The sequence below is a fragment of the Salipaludibacillus sp. CUR1 genome (assembly GCF_021028955.1).
Lineage (GTDB): Bacteria > Bacillota > Bacilli > Bacillales > Salisediminibacteriaceae > Salipaludibacillus.
Map to the genome: position 1 here is coordinate 1 of NZ_JAIWPE010000040.1, position 21,816 is coordinate 21,816.

The window sequence follows — 21,816 nt, forward strand, 5'->3', positions numbered from 1 at the left end:
TCCCAAATGATCCTAAGATCATTATCTAGAAATATCTTGAGACGCCCAATCAAAAAGCCTTGGGTGTAAAGAAATTTATAAGCTCAATTATGGGCTTAAATATAATATACGAGGAGGAAGGAACGATGACACAAAAGGAATATGACTGGCTCACCCACCTTCCTCCCCAGGTCATGGAGGAAGCGAAAGGCCATTTGCTCTGCGGATATGCGCTCGCTCTTGAAGGATGGAGGCGGGGCTTAACTTTAAAGTGGCACAGCAGTGAGGCCGCCCCATTTAAATCCATGAAGACATGGTATGTCCATAAACCCGGCAAACTGTTCTCATTATCTTCAGAGACAGAGACCCATTATTTTTTCCGCTCCCGAGGCGATAAAGTATCTAATCAGGCAGTTGAAGCCGGGGCTGACAAGCAGCAGACCCGCGATATTTTGAAGCAGGCCGGTGTTCCGGCGCCTTCAGGGGAGAAGTTTACCGCTGCCGACTCCGATCAGTCGGTGATCAGTTACGCAGAAGAGACAGGGTACCCAGTCGTGTTAAAACCGGTAGACGGAAGTTTCGGAAGAGGCGTTTACACAAACCTTAAGAACAGTCAGGAACTTACGAATGCCCTTTATGAAGTGAGGGAAAAATCCGGCTACAAGGATGTCATAGTGGAAGAGTATGTTCCCGGGACGGAATATCGCCTTTATGTGGTGGGTAAAAAGGCGGCAGCGGCGATTGAACGGGTGCCTGCAAACGTTACAGGCGATGGGAAATCACCAATTGAACAATTAATAAACAGCAAGAACAGCGAGCGGAAAAAAAACCCACGATTAGCCACTTGTCCTATTGTGGTTGATGAGCAGGTCAAACACTACTTAACCGCGGGAGGCAGGACGCTCCAGACAGTACCAGCGGAAGGTGAGGTTATTTTTTTAAGAGAAACAAGCAACATCTCACTCGGAGGGGATCCGGTTGACAGGCTCGACGTCCTTCCCGAAGAAGTCAAAATGGTTGCGGTTAACGCGTTAAAAGCATTCCCTGACTTTCCGCACGGCGGCGTGGATCTTATCGTTCCGGCAGACGGAAACAGAAACGAGGCAGCTAAAGTAATTGAAGTGAATCCAACCGCTCAAATCGGCTCATTATTATACCCAATGACGGGAAAAGGCCGGGATATCCCTTCAGCAATTATTGATTATTACTTTCCCGAATCCAAGGCTATCAAAGAAGCTAACAGGCATGTTTATCCCGACTTTAAGGAAACGCTCCTCCCGTTGGAGAAGAAAATAGCCGTGGCTGTGAAAGTGCCTGCCCCGCCAACCCCGCCGGTTAGCACCCGCATGTTTACGGTAAGCGGGCCTCTCAACTGGTTAGAAGTTAAAAAACGCCTGACAGAAAAAGCAGTGAAGCGGAATATTCAAGGATACTTAAAATACCGCTCATCTGATAACTATGAGTTAGCTGCGGCTTCCGGCACACCGGAGCAGCTTAACGACTTTATAAATGAAGCAAAGGAACTGACCGGCGACGGCTCTCTCACAGAAGACACTGTGTCAGTGTCCCCGACCTTTTTCAAACAGGGATTCAGAATCGTCGAGCCCAACCACCAGAGACGGGTTGATTTACACAAGATAAATAAAAAGCTGAAAAGGCTCAGGCTAAAAAGAAAAGTCTTGCTGACGGGTTTAAACGTTTACTCACGGGTCCGCTCTTCCCGTTAACATCATGAAGTAGAAGGCTCTGTTAATATACTTTGTTGATTTTAAAATTACGAGACGCCTGCGGGAAAAGCAAGAGCTGAAGATCCATCGGGGTGGTTTTCCCCGATTAGCTGAAGCCTTGCCCGCGGCAGATCTTTTCGTGTGACGAGCAAGCGGAGCGGCGCAGGAAACAAGCGAGTGTATTTAAAGATCAACACTTCCCTTTAAAAGAGCCAGGCAAATAAACGGCTTTTAAATAAAGACATATAAGATAATGTAACGGAGGTATGCTTATGGAATCCGGTCAGTTTAATTGGCCTCCGCACCTCATCGATGCTATTCCAGTTGAGGCGACCCAAAAAAAGATTAGTATTTATACGATCGCCCTTGAAGGCTGGCGAAGAGGCCTCGATTTGAAATTTTATATGGAACGTGGAGACGATAATGAAAGGCACCTCCGCTACTCCCTTGCCTATCAAGGCAGGGAACACCATTTTCAAGGGTCGAAAGGCGACAAAATTACAGATGAAGCGCAGCGCATCTGCGATGATAAACATTTAACTTATGAAGCGCTGTTAAAAGAGAACGTTCCTGTGCCGCGCGGGTTAAAATTCAGTGACGACCGCACGGATGATGACATCGTCTCAGAAGCAGGAAAAATCGGATTTCCACTAGTCCTGAAACCTACCAATGGGTCCGGCGGTAAAGGTGTCATCGTTAATATCACTTCTGAAGAAGAGCTCAGAAGAGGACTAGCCTATGTCCGCCAGCAGCTTCACTTTAAAGATGTGATCATTGAAAAATTCGTTAAAGGTGAAGAATACAGAGTGTTTGTATTGGAAGGACAAGTACTGGGAGCGGTGAACAGGCTGCCTGCCAATGTCATTGGAGACGGCAAGAAAACGATTGGCCAGCTCATTGAAGAGAAAAATGAAGAAAGAAAAGTGGTCCCGCACTTGTACAACCGTCCGATTAAACTCGATAAACAGTTTTATAATACAACGCGCGCACTCGGCATCACTTTAAACACCGTTCCAGGAAAAGGGGAGCGGGTGCTCTTGAAGCGTGTAAGCAATATATCCGCAGGCGGCGACCCTGTTGATGTGACGGATACGCTCACAGAAGAAATGAAAGATATAGCAGCCGCTGCGGTTAAAGCGGTACCCGGGTTAACCCATTGCGGGCTTGATATGATTGTCGACCGTGAAAATAACACAGCTGCTGTTATAGAGTTGAATACAAGGCCGGGGCTTGGCTCTCACCTTTTTCCCATTGAAGGGAAGGGGAGAGATATTCCTAAAGCCCTTATCGATTACTATTTTCCAGAAACAGCGCACATTTCTACGAGTGGCTCAAACATTTTTTTCAGGATGAAAGACAGTGAATATGTGCTGAAACAGAACCTGGCTGATGAAGTGGAGATGGCTCCCTGTCCGGGGAAAGAGCTCAATTTAAAAAAAGTGATGATTACATCGGCCAGTCCGATGACACAACTGAAAAGCAAAGTAAAAGACTTTCTTCTTTCCGGGAGCTTTTCAGGTTATTTTAAAATAAACAGCAGCAAACAGTTTCAGTTTCTTTTAGGGCACCCGTCAGAGGAGGCAGTTGAAGAGGCTGTCCGCTCTCTCTTAAAGATTCTTAATGAAGCCGGGCCGTTAAAAGTGCACACCGAGGATACAGCTGGCCCGATCAGTGCCCGCTTTGATATTCTTGAAAAGGGCGTCCTGGACGGAGGCGACTTTATGATTGAACGTGAAAAGAAACTGGACGAATATGAATTGCTTATGAAAGATATTAACCGTGCTGAAAGGCGGCTCGGCAACTTCAGGAAACAGGCATTATCAAAAGCCGCCGGCCCGTTTAGAAAAGTGATAAAAAGGTAAAAAACGACTTTTTTAGATAAATTAAAACTATTTTTTTGCAAAAAATCAGGTAGAATGAGACATAGAGAAAAATAGATCATTTTTGAAAATGGAGGATTCACCGTGACTGATACAAAGTATAAATGGCTGCCGCACTTGGAAGATGCCGTGCCTAAAGCCGGGCAGGGCAAACGAATAAGTACGTACACCGTGGCTCTCGAAGGCTGGCGACGGGGCATCAGGCTCAGATTTTACAGTGCATTCGACGAAGAGAACAAGCTGAAAGTCCGTTACAGTTTAAAGTACAAAGACCGGGAGCACCATTTTGCCTTATCGAAAGGCGACAAAGTAACTGAAGAAGCATTTGATATTTGCGATGATAAGGATTTAACAAAGAAATACTTATATAAAGCAGGCGTTCCAGTGCCGCAGGGGAAAAAGTTTTCTCCTGAAGCGACGGACGAAGAGATTCTGGAATATGCTAATTCATTAGGGTATCCGCTTGTATTAAAACCGGTCAGCGCAAACGGCGGGAAAGGCGTATTCGCAAACGTCCAGAACGAAGATGTCCTGAAGGAAGCGATTCCGTATGTCAGAAAAGACCTGGAATACCCTGAAGTAATTGTTGAAACCCACGTACCTGGTGAGAAAGAATTCCGGGTCATTGTAATTGAAGACCGTGTCTTAGGAGCGATGCATCGCATCCCGGCTAACGTTGTCGGTGACGGCAAGCAGACAATCAGACAGTTAATTGCAAGCAAGAACGCTTTCAGAAAGAAAAATCCTCACCTGACCAGCCGTATGATCCGCATCGATAAAGAAGTGGTCTATATGGTTGAGCAGGCAGGCTATACACTTGACTCAGTCCTTGAAAAGGACAAGCGGATTTTTCTCAGAGTCCAAAGCAACCTGTCGAACGGGGGAGACTCTGTCGACGTGACAAATGACTTGTCACCTGAACTGGAAAAAATCGCGAGAGACGCCACGAAAGCGATTCCGGGGTTAGCCCAAAGCGGTGTGGACATCATCGTGAATGATGAAGACGGCTCAGGCGTCGTCATTGAAGTCAATTCCCGTCCGGGATTAGGCGGACACTTATTCCCGATGGAAGGGACGCCGAGGGACTTTGCAAAAGAATTTATAGATTTTTATTTCCCTGAAACAGCGAATGATGAACGCTCGACGTTATATTTTGACTTTAATAGTATTGTAGAACCGTTAAAAACACGATCGGCTGCGATGGTTGAACTTCCTCTAGCCCCTAAAGGCAAGCTTTATGGAAAGAAATACACCTTGACCGGAAAAGTGCAGAAGGTTGGATACCGCAAGTGGGTTAAGCGGGAGGCGCTGAAAAGAGGCCTGAATGGCTTTGCCAAAAACGAAGCGGACGGCTCGGTTTCTGTAGTGGTGGCATCCCCTGACAAAAAACTGGTAGAAAAGTTTAAAAATGTCTGTATGAGAGGTCCTGAAAAGGCGGAAGTCCATGCTATTATCGAAGAGGAATGGACAAAACCGATCAGGCTTGGATTCAGAACAATGTCAGCCAAGAAAAAGCTGCAATCCAAAGATTATGGTAACCTCAGTAAGGCCGAATATAAGAAGATTGCCAGAAAGTATGACCAGATTATCAACAGCACGTCGTGGAAGATTACGGCACCTGTGAGAAAAGCTCTTGATATTCTTAAGAAAATAGCAAAGAAACGCTAGTTTAGCCCCCAATTTTTTGGGGGATTATTTCTCTAACACGATTTATATATCATTTTTTATTAGTGAGAGGTGGATCCATTCGGATGAAAGATTTTATGAAGGTGTTATTTGAAGCAGCACTAAATAAAGATGCTCAAATTTTAAAAGGGAACCAGGTTCCCGGCAGTGATTTTTTACAAATAGACGGGAAAAATGTGGTGTTTTTATCAGTCAGTGATAACAAATCCCGCGCTTATGTAATAAAAGGAAAAGGCAGCACAGCAACTGAAGCTGTCACTGAGGCTTTAGAAAAATATCTGGCAAACAGGCCTTTTAAATTTAAACCAAAACACCTCAAATTAGATATTTTAAATAAAGTGACTCCCATTAATAAAGAGAGGCCTTTTTCTCTTAAGGACAGCAAAATTATTTATAATAAAGGTGTAAACGGCCTTGCTTTCGATCAAAACTTTGAAACTGCCTTGTCTCCACAGGAAGTAGAAGCATATGACGTTGTGGAAAAAAATAAGCTGGTTCCAGATCATCTCAGAGCAGCTTTTAATAATCAGCTGCCTCAATCTGACACTGACTTATTTAATCAATCCGAATTGGAAAATGTGTATAAGTTTACGGCAGAATCCTATTATACAAATGGAAGTGACGTTGAGGAATTATACAGAGGACATCGGGTTATTAACACCCTGTCAAAAGAGGATCTCTTACAGGCCATTGAACTGACAAAAGATAATTATTTCCAGAAAGTTGTTAACGACAAAGGGAAATTTATCTACACTTACAATCCGGCCACAGATGTAAAAGAAAACAAGTATAATATTCTCCGCCACGCCGGAACAGCTTATTCCATGCTGGAAACTTATGAGCTCATGCCTGACGAATCTCTAATGGACAATGTTGAGTCCGCACTTGAATTTCTGGCAGATAAGGTCAGTCCAGTCGAAGTGAACGGTAAAAGCGCCCAAGTACTGGTTGAAAGAGATGTCAATAAACTTGGAGGCAACGCCCTGGCTATTGTGGCCTTTGCCAAGTATACAGAGCTCAAAAAGGATGAAAAATATTTGCCGATCATGCAGGGGCTTGCCGTATGGATAAAAGAAACGCAAAAAGATAACGGCGATTTCTCGATCCATAAGCAGATATTCAGTACGAAGGAAATTACAGACTTCCGGTCAAACTTTTATACTGGAGAAGCCATTTTAGGTTTAGTAAGACTTTATGAACTGGACCGTAATGAAGAATGGCTTGATGTGGCAGAAAAAGCAACTGAATACTTGGTGACGGTCCCGAACAAAGGAGCAACCTTGGAAACGGTCCATCATGACCACTGGTTATTGTATGGCATTAATGCCATTTACAAATACCGTCCAAGAGACATTTTTCTAGATCATGCGAAGTTAATGGCGGAATCCATTGTATCTTCCCAGTTTCTTGGCGAGGATTACGAAGAGGAATGGCAGGGCGGACTCCCTCCCCAGGAAGGAAAAACACCTAAATCTGTTCCCGTTGCTTGTAAGACAGAAGGCATAACGAATGTTTATCAGCTCGCAAAGCTGACCGGAGATGACGAACTGAGTGAAAAAATTAAGGAAACTGTTAAACAGACTGTGAAATTTGAGCTGCAAATGCAGCTGACTCCTGAAAAAGTGATGTATTTTGAGAAAAAGAAACTCTGTTTAGGAGCTTTCCATAATAAATTTAGGGCCATCGAACTCAGGAATGACTTTACCCAGCACAATATCTCAAGCTGTATTGCCTTAGTGAAAATATTAGACAGTCAAAAAAATTGACCTTAAAACTAATATTGTAATAAAGAAAAAGATCTCTCCTGACCAGAGATCTTTTTTTCTTATGTAATTCAGACAGAATAAGCTGCGAAGTTGCTGATGACGGGACGTTTCTCCCTGTTATTGTGGATGAAAAAGATTTTACGAGAGTCACCTGGCTTTATCAGCTGGCAGCCCAAAAGCCTTTATTTGGCGAGCTAACCGAAGAAGTTTTACAGCATGTCAGTGCAGAACTGAAGAAAAACAGGTCGCCGAGGGATTACAGACCCGCTAATTACGGTGAATAAAAGATATATTTCAAAACCCAAAGTTATTTAGCTTTGGGTTTTTTAGTGGCTTACCTATAATATAATTTTTTACTAATATAGTAAAATGACAGGGATGTCGAAAAATAACCAAAATTATCTAAAAAAGTATTTAAATTTTAAGATATTGTCCGATATAATACACGATGGAGAGGAGTGATGAATAAGTGGTGAGGAAAAAACTGAAAAGGTCTTTCATTCTCTTCATTTGTTTTCTTCTTGCTTTCAGCTCTTTCGGAGCTATAAGCGGGGGCCAGGTTTCGGCCCAGGAAGAAAAATATTTTTATGAAGACGATGATGTGCCTGACCGGGACAAAGAAGAAACCCGGGAACTGCCATTAAAGGAGGGAGATGAGGACGCACAAGTTATCATTCTCAAAGAGAGACTGATCCTGGCCGGTTTCTATGAACTGGAAGAAGAACAGGAACTGGACGCCCAATTTGATGAACAACTGAGAGATGCAGTTACAGAGTTTCAAAGTTTACATGAATTGGAGACGACAGGAGAATATGACGAGTCGACTCAAAACCTGCTGGCAGACTATTTAGAAAACGAATTAAACACTCTTTACAGTATTGACGATGAGTCTGAGGAAATTGCTGATCTGAAAATGACTCTCTCATTTATAGGATACGGAAATTTCCCGGAGGAGCCCTCTCCGTATTTCGGCCAACTGACAAAGCAGATTGTGGAAGAGTTCCAGGAAACAGAGGAGCTTGAAGTCACAGGAGCAATTAATGAAGAAACCCTCGAGGTTCTCATGTCACTTGTTGAGAAATACGACGTGGAACACATAGTTGGTAAAGAACTTGGAAAATCAGAGTCCACTGATGAGGAAGCAGTTGAAGAAGACACTGTGATTGAAGAAAAACCTGGTGAGAAGGAAACAGATGAAAAAGAAATAGACAAGTCTCCGGACACAGAGGACAGCAAAGAGTCTATTGAAGAAGACAAGGAACAGTCCTCTGAATCAGATGCCCGTAAAGAAGAAAACTCAGTAAAAGATGAGGAAGACGCTGAGCAGAAAGAAGAGGCAGCTGAAGAGAAAAGTAATGAAACAGAAGAAAGTGACACAGCTGGGGAGAGCAAGGATGTTTCTGAAGAAGAAACAGAAGAAATAGACGAAAGCGATCCAGCTGCTGATGAAAACCAGGACGCTTCTGAAGAAACAACTGAAGAAGCAGAAAAATCAGAAGAGGAAAGCCTGGAGTCTGAGTCTGATAAAGACGGGGAAAAGAGAGAAGAAAAAGACCTCGAGGACTCAGAGGAAACGGACTCTTCAGCCTTCAGCATGTCGCTGATGACTGTGGAGGAACCACTCGCGCTGCCTTATGAGGATGGGGACAGCGGAGATGATATCGTTACCCTAAAACAGGATTTAACCCGTCTCGGGTTTGGCAACTTCCCATCAAGCCCGTCGAACCGCTACGGTCCGGTGACAATGGGAGTCGTTGAAGAATTTCAAAAGTATTATGGATTAAATGCAACCGGTATAACAGATGAGGAAACATATGACCGGATTGCTGCGGAACTGAACACGATCTACCGTGACGGCCAGGCCGATGAGGACATCGTTGAGCTGAAAAAGAAGCTGACAGTCCTAGGTTACGGGAATTTCCCATCAAGTCCGTCGAACCGCTACGGCCCTGTGACAGAAGGCGTCGTTAAAGAATTTCAATATAGTGAAAATCTGAGAGTTAACGGGATCGGTGATTCAGTGACAGTCGCACTTCTGGAAGAACGCTATTTAGAAGAATGGTATGCGACAGCCAACTTGACACTGCCTTATGAAAACGGGGACAGCGGAGATGATATCGTTACCCTAAAACAGGATTTAACCCGTCTCGGGTTTGGCAATTTCCCATCAAGCCCGTCGAACCGCTACGGTCCGGTGACAATGGGAGTCGTTAAAGACTTTCAGGAGTACTATGGATTAAGCGCCACAGGCGAGACAGACCAGGCCACCTATGACCGTATCGCTGCCGAACTGAACACGATCTACCGTGACGGCCAGGCCCATACGGATATAGTTTCATTCAAACAGGATTTAACAAGGTTAGGCTACGGTAACTTCCCTGCAGAACCGTCCAACCGCTACGGTCCTGTAACGGAAGGCGTGGTCCTTGAATTCCAGAAAGCGGAGGAGCTTGTCGAGAATGGAATAGGCGACTCGATTACAATTGAGCGCCTGAAAGAACGGACGACTGAGTACCATAATGCCAATTTATCGCTTCCTTTTGAAAATGGAGATGTTGGCGACCTGATCCGTGAATTGAAAATAGACTTAACAAGGCTTGGATTCGGCAATTTCCCATCTAGTCCATCTAACCGTTACGGTCCTGTAACGATGGGAGTAGTTGAAGATTTTCAAAAGTACTATGGTTTAAGGGCTAACGGTAGAACCGACCAGCGTACATTGGACCGGCTGAAGCAGGAACTGAATACCATTTACCGCGACGGTCAGGCTCACGATGATATTAAAACATTTAAACAGAACTTAACACAGTTAGGGTACGGCAACTTCCCGAGCAGTCCGTCCAACCGTTACGGCTCAGTGACTTCAGGTGTTGTCTCAGAATTCCAGGAATCACAGGACCTTGTAGTAAACGGGATAGGAGATTCCGTTACACTTGCAAAAATTGAGAGCCTCCTTCCTGACCTTGGGAATGGCGTCGTCACTGCCTCAAATCTTAATGTCCGTCAGGGGCCAGGAACGGGTTACGGCATTATTGGCACGCTTCCTAACGGAACGGAAGTCAATTTATTGGAAGATACCGGCCAGTGGTACCGTATCAGCCATTCATCAATTACTGCATCACCTGCTTATGTCAGTAAAACATTTATCCGCGAGGTGTCAGGTGGTCTTCCTGCCCCTTATCAGGCTGGAGATGCAGGAGATGAAATCGTTGAATTGAAAAAGAATCTTACGAAACTGGGTTTCGGCAACTTCCCGAGCAGTCCATCTAACCGTTATGGTTCTGTGACAGAAGGTGTCGTTAAAGTGTTTCAGGGCTATTTCGGACTGTCAGTAACAGGGAAAGCAGACCGGGCGACGCTTGATTATATTGATGAAGTCCTTGATTCTTCTTATCAGGAAGGCAAACGCCATGAGGGTGTTAGAGACTTGAAGCTGAATTTAACACGACTGGGGTTCGGTAACTTCCCGAGTAGCCCTTCCAACTCTTACGGTTCAGTGACTGCTGGCGTAGTAAGAGAGTTTCAGGCTCATCACCAGCTTGTTGTGAACGGAATAGGCGATTCAGTGACTTTAATGAAGATCAATTCAGAGCTCGATAAGCAGGGCGGCACGGGGCATGTCCGCTCGTACAATATGACGATTGAGCAAATGCTTGACAGGCAAATGAATCTTGGTCCTCAAACAGATTTATACGGGGGCGGCTGGAAAAATGCTAAGAGAGAAGATGTGAAGAGGTACTTGGATCCGTCAAACCTCTCACTTGATCCTTCCAGCAGAGACATGTACCAATTCTTAAAGTTATCACAGACTTCCGGAGTATCAGCGGCGCAGCTGAACAATATTTTAAACGGGAGGGGCATCCTTCATAATACAGGTGCTACGTTTAAAAACGCTGCGGAAAGAAACGGGGTCAATGATATTTACCTGATTGCCCACGCGCTTCTTGAAACCGGGCACGGAACATCCATCCTGTCTAACGGTTCAATTGAAGTCGGCCAGATCAGCACAAACAAGTGGGTATCTATCCGGCCGACATCAAACGGAAAAGCGACGTATATTCTCGAAAGAGTTTATAATGACAGAAATAACCGCTGGAGCTGGGTGAGAACAAGAAATGACAATTTTAATACGAACGGCATCACGTTAAGAAAAACGTATAACATGTTCGGCATTGAAGCGGTGGACAGTGATCCTTATACAAGAGGATCAGTAAGGGCCTTCCGTGAAGGGTGGTTCACACCTGAAGCGTCAATCAGAGGCGGCGCCCAGTTCATTTCCAGCAGCTATCTTGGAAGAGGGCAGGACACGCTTTATAAGATGCGCTGGGATCCGGATTTCCACGAAGCAGCAGTGAACAGAAGTACCACAAGCTTCGGCAGATCGTCTGCTTTCCAGTATGCGACAGATATTGGATGGGCTCATAAACAGACAAGTATGATCAAACGTTTGTATGACCAGATTGAGAACCCGTATCTGCCGTTGGAAGTACCAGAATATAAAAGGTAAAATTAGGTACTAATTCACAATTGTGAAAAACTATGAGTTTTTGTGAAAAAAATAAAGTATAATTGTCGCAGGAGTTCTATTTAAAGAACTCTTGCGTTTTTTAATTTTTCAAAAGAGGGTGTTCAGATGAGAACAGGTATTCATTTAAAACTGGCAGGTTTGTGGGCAATAATCGTTATTTTAGCAGGGGCAGTGCTGTTCGGCACGGCAGCGGCGGCAGGTTCAGACAAGCCGGACGCGTCCCCGTACATAGATTCACAGATCGATATAAACTCATCCGGCCGGATTAATATAATTATTGAATTGACTGACACTCCTTTAGCTGTAAAAAAATCAGAGGCAGATGAAAACAACACGTTTTTTGAGACAGCGGCAGCTGAAAAAGAACTTCAGGATGAAGCGGAAGCGTTCCTGGATTACCTCGAAAATGAAGGCATTGACTACAGCGCCCTGGAACGGTTTGAAGAAATATTTAACGGGTTCAGCATGGAAGTATCCGCCGGGGACATTGAGAAACTGGCGCAATTTGATGAGGTAACAGGCGTCTATCCGGATCAGGAATACGAAGCGCTTTATGAGGATGACGATGACTATGAACCGACATATGACGAGAATAAGACAATAGAAGTTAGCCAATTATGGGACCTTGGTTTAACAGGGGCCGGCATTAAAATCGGAGTCATTGACACCGGAATTGATTACCATCACCCTGATCTTGAAGACGCCTATAAAGGCGGGAAAAACTACGTTAACGACGGGCAGACGACGCCGCTCGAAGGCCACGGGTCTGTGACAACGACACACGGAACGAACGTCAGCGGGATCATTGCGGGCCGCGGTTCGGAAGAAGACAAAGGTGTTAAAGGGGTTGCTTTCGAGTCGGACCTTTATGTTTACCGTGTCATAGACAATAATGACCGGGGGCGGACGGCGGATCTTATAAAGGCGCTGGATCAGGCGGCCGCAGATGAGCTGGACATTTTAAACCTCTCCTTATCAAGCAATATTAACGAAGCAGATACTCCGTTGACGAGAGCAATTAATCAAAGTGTCAAAAGCGGAATGATAGTCGTCGCAGCCAATGGTAATGAGGGACCTGGGCCGCTGACAGTAGGCGACCCGGGGACAGCGGCAAGCGCTATTTCAGTGGGTGCGGCTTCCCTTAGAAACGGCGCTGAAAGCCTCGCACCCTTTTCTGCAAGAGGACCTGTAAACGGAACGTACGATATTAAGCCGGATATTATAGCCCCGGGCTACAGTGTATATTCCGCCACGTCTTTATCACGGGCGAACACAGATGATTACAGTCAGGCTTACGGATATTATAATGGCACGAGTATGGCCGCGCCTTACATTACCGGGATCGCGGCATTGCTGCTTGAAGCAGACAGGAGCCAGACACCTCAGGACATTAAAGCGAAAATGATGAACACAGGCGCTTTAATCGACGAGGGCGGGGTGAATGAAATTGGTTCCGGAGCGGTCCGTGCTATGAAAGCATTGGAAACACCGGTGACCGCGACTGTACAGGACACTATTCGGTACAGACAAGAGAAAGAAGATAAAGAACTGGTTCACAGGACAGGAAGCCTCAATTTCGGATCAGTTAAAATGGGCGGCTATTACAGCCAAGAGAAAACGCTCGATCTGACAAACACGAGTAACCATCCGGTGGAATATGACGTGTCCTGGTACTTTCTTAAAGAGTCTATGGGCAACGAGGGAGTAAGCCTCGATATACCGGAAAGTATCTCTGTTGAAGCCGGAGGAACGGCAGAGATGCCGGTTGTTCTGACAGGTGAACATACAAGTGAGCCCGGCTACTATGAAGGGTATTTGACCTTGTCGGCTGACGGGCACCCGGAATTGACGTTGCCTTTCGGAGTCCAAATTGGAACCGTGTCTAATGTCATTGAATCGGCCGCTGTTACACCGGACGTCTTTAACAGCGGGAAAGAAAGTGTGGAAGTAACCTTTGGGCTGACGGAAGAAGTTTACGGTACGGAACTTCTGCTGGCAAATGAAGACAGCAGCGAGGAAATCGGAATTATATCTCCATTTGCAGAGGGCGGCTCAGGAAAATCTTCTAATTGGGATTTGACATACACAGACAAGGCGTCCGGCGGCACAGAAAAAGTGGCTGACGGCAAATACACGATTCAAGTAAAAGCTTATACAAGCCAGCATCATTATTTTTTGGAAGATGTAGTCGTGCACGTTTACAGTGTGAATCCGGAAATTGAACTGCAGGCTGAAGATCTTTCAGACAACCATTTTTCTGGAAAAATCACTTCCTATTTTTCAGACGAAGGGGAAGCATCCAAGGCGTTATCCGGCGCTTATACCCTTGAGAACAGCGGCGGCGTTTACAGAAATGGTGACCTGGAGATTGAAGACGACGGCTCTTTCGCTGTGACGAACAAACTGAAAGCGGGAGAAACGACGGTGACGATTGAAGTAACGGACCGTGCAGGTAATGCGGCAAAAGAGAGCTTTCTCGTCAACTGGTCCGGCCTGTATCAAAAAGGGGATCAGGGTAAAGGCGTTAAGCAGCTTAAACAGAGCCTGGCGCAAATGGGCTTTGAGACTTCTGGAGATCCTGAAGATTATTTCGGGGATGAGACAGAAAAGACGGTTGAAAAATTCCAGGCGTATTATTCCGTGCCTGTGACAGGAAAAGCGGATGAAGACACGCTTAATAAATTAGACGAGCTGTTGAGCACGATCTTTATGGATGGAAATGCCGATCCGGCTATTACAGAGCTTAAAGTGAGATTGACACACTTAGGATTCGGAAACTTCCCGGAAGGCCCGTCTGACAGGTACGGCCCTGTGACATCGTCTGTAGTGAAAGACTTCCAAAAACATTACAGGCTAACCGTCAACGGAATGGCAGACGATGTCACTCTCAGGAAAATGGATGAAGAATGGGCGCAGTCGCTTAAAGATGGGGATGACAGCAAGGCAGTCAGAGAAATGAAAATGAATTTAACGGCTCTCGGATTCGGGAACTTCCCTGAGTATCCATCCACCCGGTACGGGCGGGTGACCAGCGGGGTTGTGAGCGACTTTCAGGACTCGCATGGATTGCGTGTGTCCGGGACGGCAAACCCAATCACTTTGAAAAAAATTGAGGAACTGCTCCAGGCAGCGTTTAAGGACGGGGATGACCACCCTGATATCCGTCCTTTCAAACAGAAGCTGACGGCCCTTGGGTACGGCAACTTTCCGGAGCGCCCGTCCACCCGTTACGGGCCTGTGACGGAAAGGGTCGTTAAGGACTTTCAGGCCGACAATGGCTTACAAGTCACTGGAACAGCTGATCTTGTGACGATGAAAAAAATAGATGAGCTGCTTCAAGTTGTTTTTGAAGACGGCGACGACATGGAAGGAATCAGAGCATTGAAACAGGACTTAACCTTTTTAGGCTTCGGTAATTTTCCAAACCGTCCATCGCCGCGGTACGGAGCTGTCACATCCGGTGTCGTCAAAGACTTTCAGGCGTATTACGGCCTGCCTGCAACAGGTGTTGTGAATGCGCGGACACTGGACGTGCTGAACAGAAATGTAACTACGGTCTACCAGGACGGGAAAAGCGCTCCTGAAATCAGCGAGATGAAGATGCAGCTGACCAGCCTCGGCTTCGGAAATTTCCCTGAGTCACCCTCAGAGAACTACGGACCAGTCACCGCAGGGGTCGTAAAGGAATTCCAGCAGCAACACAATCTCATAGCGAACGGGATCGGAGACAGCGTGACGTTAAATAAGATTTATAGATAGAAAAAAACGTGGGAGATTGATCGCTGAAGTGATGACCTTAAAATCGCTTAAACATTAAACAAGGGCATGGAGATCGGTCTCCATGCCCTTATTTATTTGCTTGCTTTACTTAGCTGAGTAAACTCCCTTTTAACCAGGCGCGTGAACGGTATGCGCCGACGGGAATTTGGATCAGGCTCGTTTTTCCTTTCGAATCGATTCTGTAAAGGTCATCACATTGCTTTACATCGAACCCCAGCAATGGATGCCCTCCCATTCCTAAAGCGCACGACACTAAGAGCAGCCGCTGCACAAGAATGCCCGCTTCCATCTGCTGAATTCGGTATCCTCTATACCCTAATATCTCCTTGAGATGATCCTTCTCTCCAACGAGATGCAAACAGAGTGGCACTTGATACATATTGACATTAGGGAGAGTTAATCCATATTGCAACAACTCCCGGTAATCCCCCTTCGAAATTCTTCGTAGTACATGAGTGTCAGTGTCATAAGAATAGGCACCATTAGGAATTCCCTCTACATTATAAAGACTGCCATATAAAGAGATACGAGTCTCGATCTGCCCCTTATTATCGTCAAGATCATTCTGATAAGAGAAAGAAAAGGTCTCTTTTAATAAAGCAGATAATTGTGTCTGGTTTACTTTTTCTAAAGTAAAATCGCTCTCAGGAGAATACCGCTTCCTGCAAACAGAGGCGAAATCGAACGATAACCTTTCTGCAAATGGTAGCAAAACCATCTCAGTATCTAATGGAAGTTTCTTCTTGCTATTTTTCTTTAGTTTTACAAATGACATCGTTGTTTCAAATATCGAGGCGTCATTAAGCTTTCTCAGCATCGGATAATCACTGACTCTCTTTGAACGGTTATAGGAATGATGAGTCAATTCTGGAACTTCCCGGCACAATTCAGAGGCAGAAACGATTTGGTCGCTTTTTTGATCGTTGCCAGCAGCACCAGTAAGTGTTGATTCCATACTTAAGCCAATTACCGCGTAGACACTTTCCTCCTGATCAGATAACCCAAGTAAATGATTAACAGCCCGGTCAAGAAATTGATAATATACCTTTGAAGAGAACCCCATCCGATGAGCTGCTTCTAATGATTGCCCAATGACCACCCCTGCATCTAATCCTTGAAGTCTGTAAGAAAAATTATTGTATTTATAAAAATTTTTCCAAAAAACGGTCGAGACAAAAATGGTGCAAAAACATTCTGAAGCAGAAAGGCTAGTGTCAATGCTTCTGGTTAAATAGGAATCGTGATTTCCTTCCCGCAACAAAACAAGACGGTGATGCGCCACATCATAATGATAAATTCCTTCGGGAGCGTCATCCAGCTTGACATACACATATAATTCATTAGGATACAACGCCCCGCCAGAGGGAACAAACCTCCGTAAAGACTGCGTGAAGCTCACATTCATTTCCTTCGTTCCATCAATAAAAGCGGATTGAGAGTATTGAGTGAGACCGTAAACATACCATAAGAAATGACCAAGCTCTTGAAGACTGGGGTTTAGACCATCTTCTCTCTTCTTAAGTGTTAAAGGCACCTCGGTATTAAGAGCAATCTCAGGTAAACCTCGGTACAATTTATAGGGAAGCGGCGCATTCTCCCAATCTACCTCCCAGTCTGGGGGGCAGGTTTTATCCGTTTCAAAATGCAGTTGATATAGAAAAGTATCCAGCTCCAAATCGTTTACCCTCCTGCTCTTCCATTACGGGAATGGATGGGGAAATGGATTAAGTTGGTCATACCCTAACGGTTTCTTCTCAAAGCCCAGCTGCATAGGTACCGTGAGGACCCTTTCCAGCCCTTTCACACGGGTGAGGTGATGCCCGAATGTCATTGGCAGCATGCCGGGGATTAATACTTTTGCACAGTATAATCCATTCCGTTCAGTGACAGGTGTTGTTTGATCCACCACAATTACATCAAGGTTTAACCGGCGGAACTTCTGAAGAATATCCTGCAGATCATCTTTTAAATCAGTAGTGGCCGGCGGCTCCTTAAATTCCTCAGCAAACGTTCGTAAAGGACGGTGATCATCCAATAAGAAATTCAGTCGTTCTTCGGCTTCTTTGAGACCATACAGCATCCCGTGGTCCTCCATGGTACGTACTGCAAACGGATCTTTAAGCATCTTTTTATATTTCTTCCGGTTTTTCTCCAGCTTTTCATCATCCCTGAACATCATTCCTGCAAGCTCGTAAATCGAACTTTTTACAGCACTGACAGGGTCCGGGTTTGCACCTCCTGCACAAATGATGTTGACGCCTTTGGATCTTTTGTTTTTTGCGATTGCCCAAACACTTGGAATCCCATGTTCCATTGTTGAATTGTAAAAATAAAGCTCATAACCGGTAACTTCAGTCAAACGGTCGACCATCAGCTGTAATTCTGTATCATCAGCTGAACGAAGATCAAGCCGCGGGAGGGGGAGCCTGGCATACCAGGTTAACAAGAACGAATCCCGCTCGACCACCTCCATAATCGCATGGAAAATGGCTTCTTCTAATGTTCCTCCTAAGGCGCACCCGTTCGACGTTTCATACACAAAGCCATTTCCGCAGCCCAAACTATAGTAGGCAAGTAACTCCGGCACTAGAATCGGACGCTCTTCCAGCAGCGAGTAACCCCAGACCCAATTCATTGGCTCATCAGGCTTAAAAGGTTTAAACGGAAAATCAGGTTTGTTATAGTGCTCCGTTTCATGAACCCCAACACTTTCAGGATTTAGTGAGCAATCTTTTAAATGATTATAACTATCATGAACGACTGTCCTTTTTCCCCGGGCTTCGATCCCGCAGTATCGTTCCAAACCTTCCAATATGGCAGTCAGCTCGCTCGTTTCATAGGAATTAGATCTCCCTGCTACGCCCTCGTCTCCTCCAAACATCGGCAAGTTCACTAACACATCAGCAAAAGGAAGCCTGAGATCCTGCATTTTTCCATTCATGAGCCCAGTACGATAATCGAGATAATCTTTGACTAACCCTGTTTTTAATTCATCCATCGATCGACTCCGATAAACGCTCTCCTTGATTTTAGGACTGGATTCTAACCGAATTTTAGCTAATTCTGCAGTATCATCCGGTAATGAACTGCACATCAGACATGTTGGGTCAGGCAAAAAAATGTGCATTGAGGTCGCTAACGTTTTCATGTTTGTAATTGATATTTTTTCTTCTAAGCTGCTGGATTCTCCTTGAAGAATCTGTTGCACCGCATGGCTGATCAACGCGGCCATATGCGACAGCCCGGTACGTGATGCCCAGGCATCTTGATGTAACCCTTCTTCTGCCGGCAATTCCCTTTGAAACGTCCACATTTCCTTGCGATCAGGCCCCGCTATCATACGCCGCATATCAGCACAACCAGAACATCCCGGTGTATTGGGGCGCACAAATGGACCAATGATTCCTTCTCCAAACGACATGAACCCCCGAAGCCATGGAATACCTGCTTCTCTGAAACTTTCTTCCGCTTTTTGGTGAACAGAGGGATACCAGGAATCGTGGAGTACGAGAGCTAATTCTGTTTCATCTGGAACGGCTTCTCCTATACTTTGCCGCTTTATATGATAGTTTTCGGATAAGTGATCATCGACAACATCCGCTAATAAACCACTTCCATTCATTACAATCAGGGAAGCCATCAGCAGTCCCCCTCTCGCACCTGTACACCAAACACCCCTGCCAGCTCATGCTTTAAAAAAGGTTCGAATGAAAGGTCATAAATAACTAAACGTTTTTTGTATTGTTTTAAGATCTGGATGGAAGATTGCAAGATCTCTAATTGAGTCATTCCATCACAAGAAGGAATTTTAAGCTGGATTCTCTTTTTATCAGCAAAGCCGGCTGGCACAGTTTCATCCCTTACCAGTGAATTGGCCTCGTTTGGCGTATTTAAATGAGCTTGTTTCAATGTCTGTCGTAAGGCCAGCGTTATATTTAAACCTGCCCTATGGTACGTTTGGCCATTTGATTTTATCCGTATAACAGGGAAGCCTAGAATGTTTTCCATTAAATCGATGTCCGGCGGCCCATTTAAGGTAGTCAGCGCATCTAAATAGTATCTGCATTGCTGATCGTCTATTGATTCCAGCTGCAGTTCAAAATGCAAGTTAGGTTGATCCACCTTTCTTTCACTCAGCTTTTCATTTAAATAGTTTTGCAGTCCCCGGCAGACAGCCTCTTCAATTGTTTGCCCTGCACCGATGCCTATAAACCCTTCTTGTATAAGCGAGTCGTTCTGATTTGATCCCTTTGCATGCGAATCAATCAACTGTGACACATACATTTCAATGCCAGTCAGCCCGGCATGCCTTTTTGCTTCCTCATGTGTAAAACCAGCACAAACCACCTCTGAAAGAAGTGCTGCAGGACCGGGACTTATCGGGTTAACTGCCTGAACATAACACTGAGCCAGAGGAAGCTGAGGCAAATCTCGTTCCTCCCAGGAATGAAAAATTCCTGCCTCTTCGGAAGTTAATCGGCTGAAATATTCCAGCAGCTTACTGGGTGAAGTCTTTCTGTTCGTCTCATTTTTAATCCTCGCATCAAGGTCATCAATCAGCGCGGGCGTTAAAGCACTGGACGTCACCAACGGGTGCGGGAGGTACGATAGCCATTTTCCTTCCAGTGTTTCAAGATTAAGCAGGTAAATTTGGCTGCTTTGAGCTGAACTCGAAATTCCAGCAGCTCTCTTGAAAAATTCAAACACAATGACATTTGCCAAAATCGATCCGGCAGTTGAAGAGAAATTGGCAGGCTGATGATCATCTTGAACGGCAGACTGATGAAGGCGGCGCCATGCAGACTCCCAGCATCCATCTGAGTCTTGGTGAACGACTGGACCCGCCAGCCCTGCTTGTTCTAAACAGATGGCAGGGAGAAATACCTTACCTTCTTCTTTGCATGCGAAATTAAGATTCCTTAGCTCACTGACATTCCCATCCTGTGACACATACAGAACCCAATCATAAGGCTGCACCGCTTGTTTCCAAGCATTCTCTCCTTCTTCAAAAGTAACCTCCATTACCTCAACCTCGGAGTCATCTTTTTTCGCCTTCTGCACCAGTTCATGGATACGGGGCCGATTTGCAGGCAGTGATTCCGTTACCATAAAGTGAAATTTAGGAAGTCCCGATTCGAGTAACGCACTTACTAATGACACTAGAATGGGACCTGCTCCGACAGCCAAAACGTTTGCCTGACGGTATTCTTGAAAGTGGTACGCCCCAGAATCGGTAAAATTTTCGATGAATTCAATTTGCGAAGAGTATTTTTCCAAAACTGCAGGATTTAAATGGTACGGCTGATCCTGGCTTATATCCCGTACAAAGCCATTCTCATACAATGTTTCTCCAATCTCATAAACTCTTTTCTTATACGGAGCTGTTAGCCCCTCGGTCAATTTTCCCAATGTTTGCTCCCCGTTGAACATCGGCATCAGTGTTTCAATCCACTGGTAAATGGTACTTCCTTTTAGACGAAAGGAGCTTTTATTATTTCTAAAATACACACCACCTTCTTGGTCTGGTATATAAAATGTATCTTTATTTACCTTCAGACGTGCGGAAGCGTTAAGTTTGGTCATTCAGCTCCTCCTTATTCATCAATACAAATCACGCACTACTATTTTATGTAGTTTTATTTGTCCCATATGATTACCTAAAAAAGTAATGCCCCTGCGATAATGATGCAGGGACACTTTATCCATGAAATTATTAAATTTTTTTAAAGAAAGGTTAACTTCCATAACAGCGGGAACAGTTATGACACCTGAAACAGTTATGGCACCTAAAGCAGTTATGACATCTAAAACAGTTGAAGCAGTTAAAACAGTTAAAAAAGCAGCCGAAGCAGCGAAAACATTGAAAACCGCCACAACGAAAGAAGCCTCCGCCCCCAAACGCACCAAGCTGGCGTGAATCTTCACTGTTAACCTCCATAGGGTTTAACTCACCAACTTGGTATTGATCCATTTCCAAATTTTGCAATTGATTTTGGTAATTATACATTTTCATTCTCCTTTGTCTTTAATTTTCAGGTTAATCCTGACGGGAGAGTTCAAGGAAATTATTAATTACCTTGCTCATAAAAAAAACATCAGACATTTCGCTTACTCTCTTCAACACACTATGATTCCATTTAGGTGATTGTTACTGAATTGATTGCCCAAATCTTTTTGAAGGCATAGTCGAGGCGTTAATTTTAGAAACATCGGTGATCCCGCAGGATATTGGGGAAGAAAAAACAGGATTTTTGGAAAATGGGTCAAGGGGATAGCTGGTAAAAAGGTGGATGGATATATAATAGGTAATAAAAAACCGCCCGAGGGCGGTTTTTGTGTTTGGTAATTACTGGGGGGTCTGACCCAGTAGCCTTGCATGAATGGAATATAATGTAATTTTGAGTTTACAAACACAAAAAAAGCTCCTATTGTAGAGGAGAGACCAATACTTGTTCCCAATCCTCTACAAA

11 protein-coding genes are annotated in these 21,816 nt (G+C 44.8%); 6 read left to right on the top strand and 5 right to left on the bottom strand.

The features are described 5' to 3' along the window. Positions 1 to 125 precede the first annotated feature (125 nt). The 6 genes from K8O68_RS09230 to K8O68_RS09255 all read left to right on the top strand — a co-directional run bounded on the left by K8O68_RS09230 (position 126) and on the right by K8O68_RS09255 (position 15,325). Positions 126 to 1,706, top strand: coding sequence for an ATP-grasp domain-containing protein (locus K8O68_RS09230; protein ID WP_230896609.1), 1,581 nt, complete (start codon positions 126 to 128; stop codon positions 1,704 to 1,706). A gap of 272 nt (positions 1,707 to 1,978) precedes the next feature. Next, positions 1,979 to 3,568 carry an ATP-grasp domain-containing protein gene (locus K8O68_RS09235; protein ID WP_230896610.1) on the top strand — a complete coding sequence of 530 codons (1,590 nt, stop codon included), beginning with the start codon at positions 1,979 to 1,981 and terminating at the stop codon, positions 3,566 to 3,568. A 102-nt stretch (positions 3,569 to 3,670) separates the two neighbouring features. Next, the gene (locus K8O68_RS09240; RefSeq protein ID WP_230896611.1) at positions 3,671 to 5,254 is read left to right on the top strand and encodes an acylphosphatase; all 1,584 of its coding nucleotides are present in this window, start codon (positions 3,671 to 3,673) and stop codon (positions 5,252 to 5,254) included. An 83-nt stretch (positions 5,255 to 5,337) separates the two neighbouring features. Then, positions 5,338 to 7,038: an ulvan lysase-like protein gene (locus K8O68_RS09245; protein WP_230896612.1), complete on the top strand. Its 1,701-nt coding sequence runs from the start codon at positions 5,338 to 5,340 to the stop codon at positions 7,036 to 7,038. A gap of 469 nt (positions 7,039 to 7,507) precedes the next feature. Then, positions 7,508 to 11,545 (top strand): peptidoglycan-binding protein, encoded by a 4,038-nt coding sequence (locus K8O68_RS09250; protein ID WP_230896613.1) that lies wholly within the window; start codon positions 7,508 to 7,510, stop codon positions 11,543 to 11,545. Between the two features lie 126 nt (positions 11,546 to 11,671). Beyond that, positions 11,672 to 15,325, top strand: a complete 3,654-nt coding sequence (locus K8O68_RS09255; protein WP_230896614.1) for a peptidoglycan-binding protein — start codon at positions 11,672 to 11,674, stop codon at positions 15,323 to 15,325. A gap of 109 nt (positions 15,326 to 15,434) precedes the next feature. Here the strand turns inward: K8O68_RS09255 and K8O68_RS09260 are convergent, their stop codons facing one another. The 5 genes from K8O68_RS09260 to K8O68_RS09280 form a co-directional block, all read right to left on the bottom strand. Beyond that, on the bottom strand, positions 15,435 to 17,021 hold the full coding sequence (locus K8O68_RS09260) for a SagB family peptide dehydrogenase (protein WP_230896615.1): 1,587 nt from the start codon (positions 17,019 to 17,021) through the stop codon (positions 15,435 to 15,437). Between the two features lie 24 nt (positions 17,022 to 17,045). Further along, positions 17,046 to 18,986 carry a TOMM precursor leader peptide-binding protein gene (locus K8O68_RS09265; protein WP_230896616.1) on the bottom strand — a complete coding sequence of 647 codons (1,941 nt, stop codon included), beginning with the start codon at positions 18,984 to 18,986 and terminating at the stop codon, positions 17,046 to 17,048. Further along, positions 18,986 to 20,929: a putative thiazole-containing bacteriocin maturation protein gene (locus K8O68_RS09270; RefSeq protein ID WP_230896617.1), complete on the bottom strand. Its 1,944-nt coding sequence runs from the start codon at positions 20,927 to 20,929 to the stop codon at positions 18,986 to 18,988. Before K8O68_RS09270 ends, K8O68_RS09265 begins: the two co-directional genes overlap by 1 nt. Before the next feature lie 151 nt (positions 20,930 to 21,080). Then, positions 21,081 to 21,359 (bottom strand): heterocycloanthracin/sonorensin family bacteriocin, encoded by a 279-nt coding sequence (locus tag K8O68_RS09275; RefSeq protein ID WP_370640509.1) that lies wholly within the window; start codon positions 21,357 to 21,359, stop codon positions 21,081 to 21,083. A gap of 104 nt (positions 21,360 to 21,463) precedes the next feature. Then, positions 21,464 to 21,816, bottom strand: a 353-nt coding sequence (locus K8O68_RS09280; protein WP_230896619.1) for a hypothetical protein, incomplete at its 5' end; no start/stop codon positions are given.

Coding starts and splice junctions, on each gene's coding strand:
- K8O68_RS09265 (WP_230896616.1), bottom strand. CDS start 18,986: ATGGCTTCCCTGATTGTAATGAATGGAAGTGGTTTATTAGCGGATGTT.
- K8O68_RS09270 (WP_230896617.1), bottom strand. CDS start 20,929: ATGACCAAACTTAACGCTTCCGCACGTCTGAAGGTAAATAAAGATACA.
- K8O68_RS09255 (WP_230896614.1), top strand. CDS start 11,672: ATGAGAACAGGTATTCATTTAAAACTGGCAGGTTTGTGGGCAATAATC.
- K8O68_RS09245 (WP_230896612.1), top strand. CDS start 5,338: ATGAAAGATTTTATGAAGGTGTTATTTGAAGCAGCACTAAATAAAGAT.
- K8O68_RS09275 (WP_370640509.1), bottom strand. CDS start 21,359: ATGAAAATGTATAATTACCAAAATCAATTGCAAAATTTGGAAATGGAT.
- K8O68_RS09235 (WP_230896610.1), top strand. CDS start 1,979: ATGGAATCCGGTCAGTTTAATTGGCCTCCGCACCTCATCGATGCTATT.
- K8O68_RS09230 (WP_230896609.1), top strand. CDS start 126: ATGACACAAAAGGAATATGACTGGCTCACCCACCTTCCTCCCCAGGTC.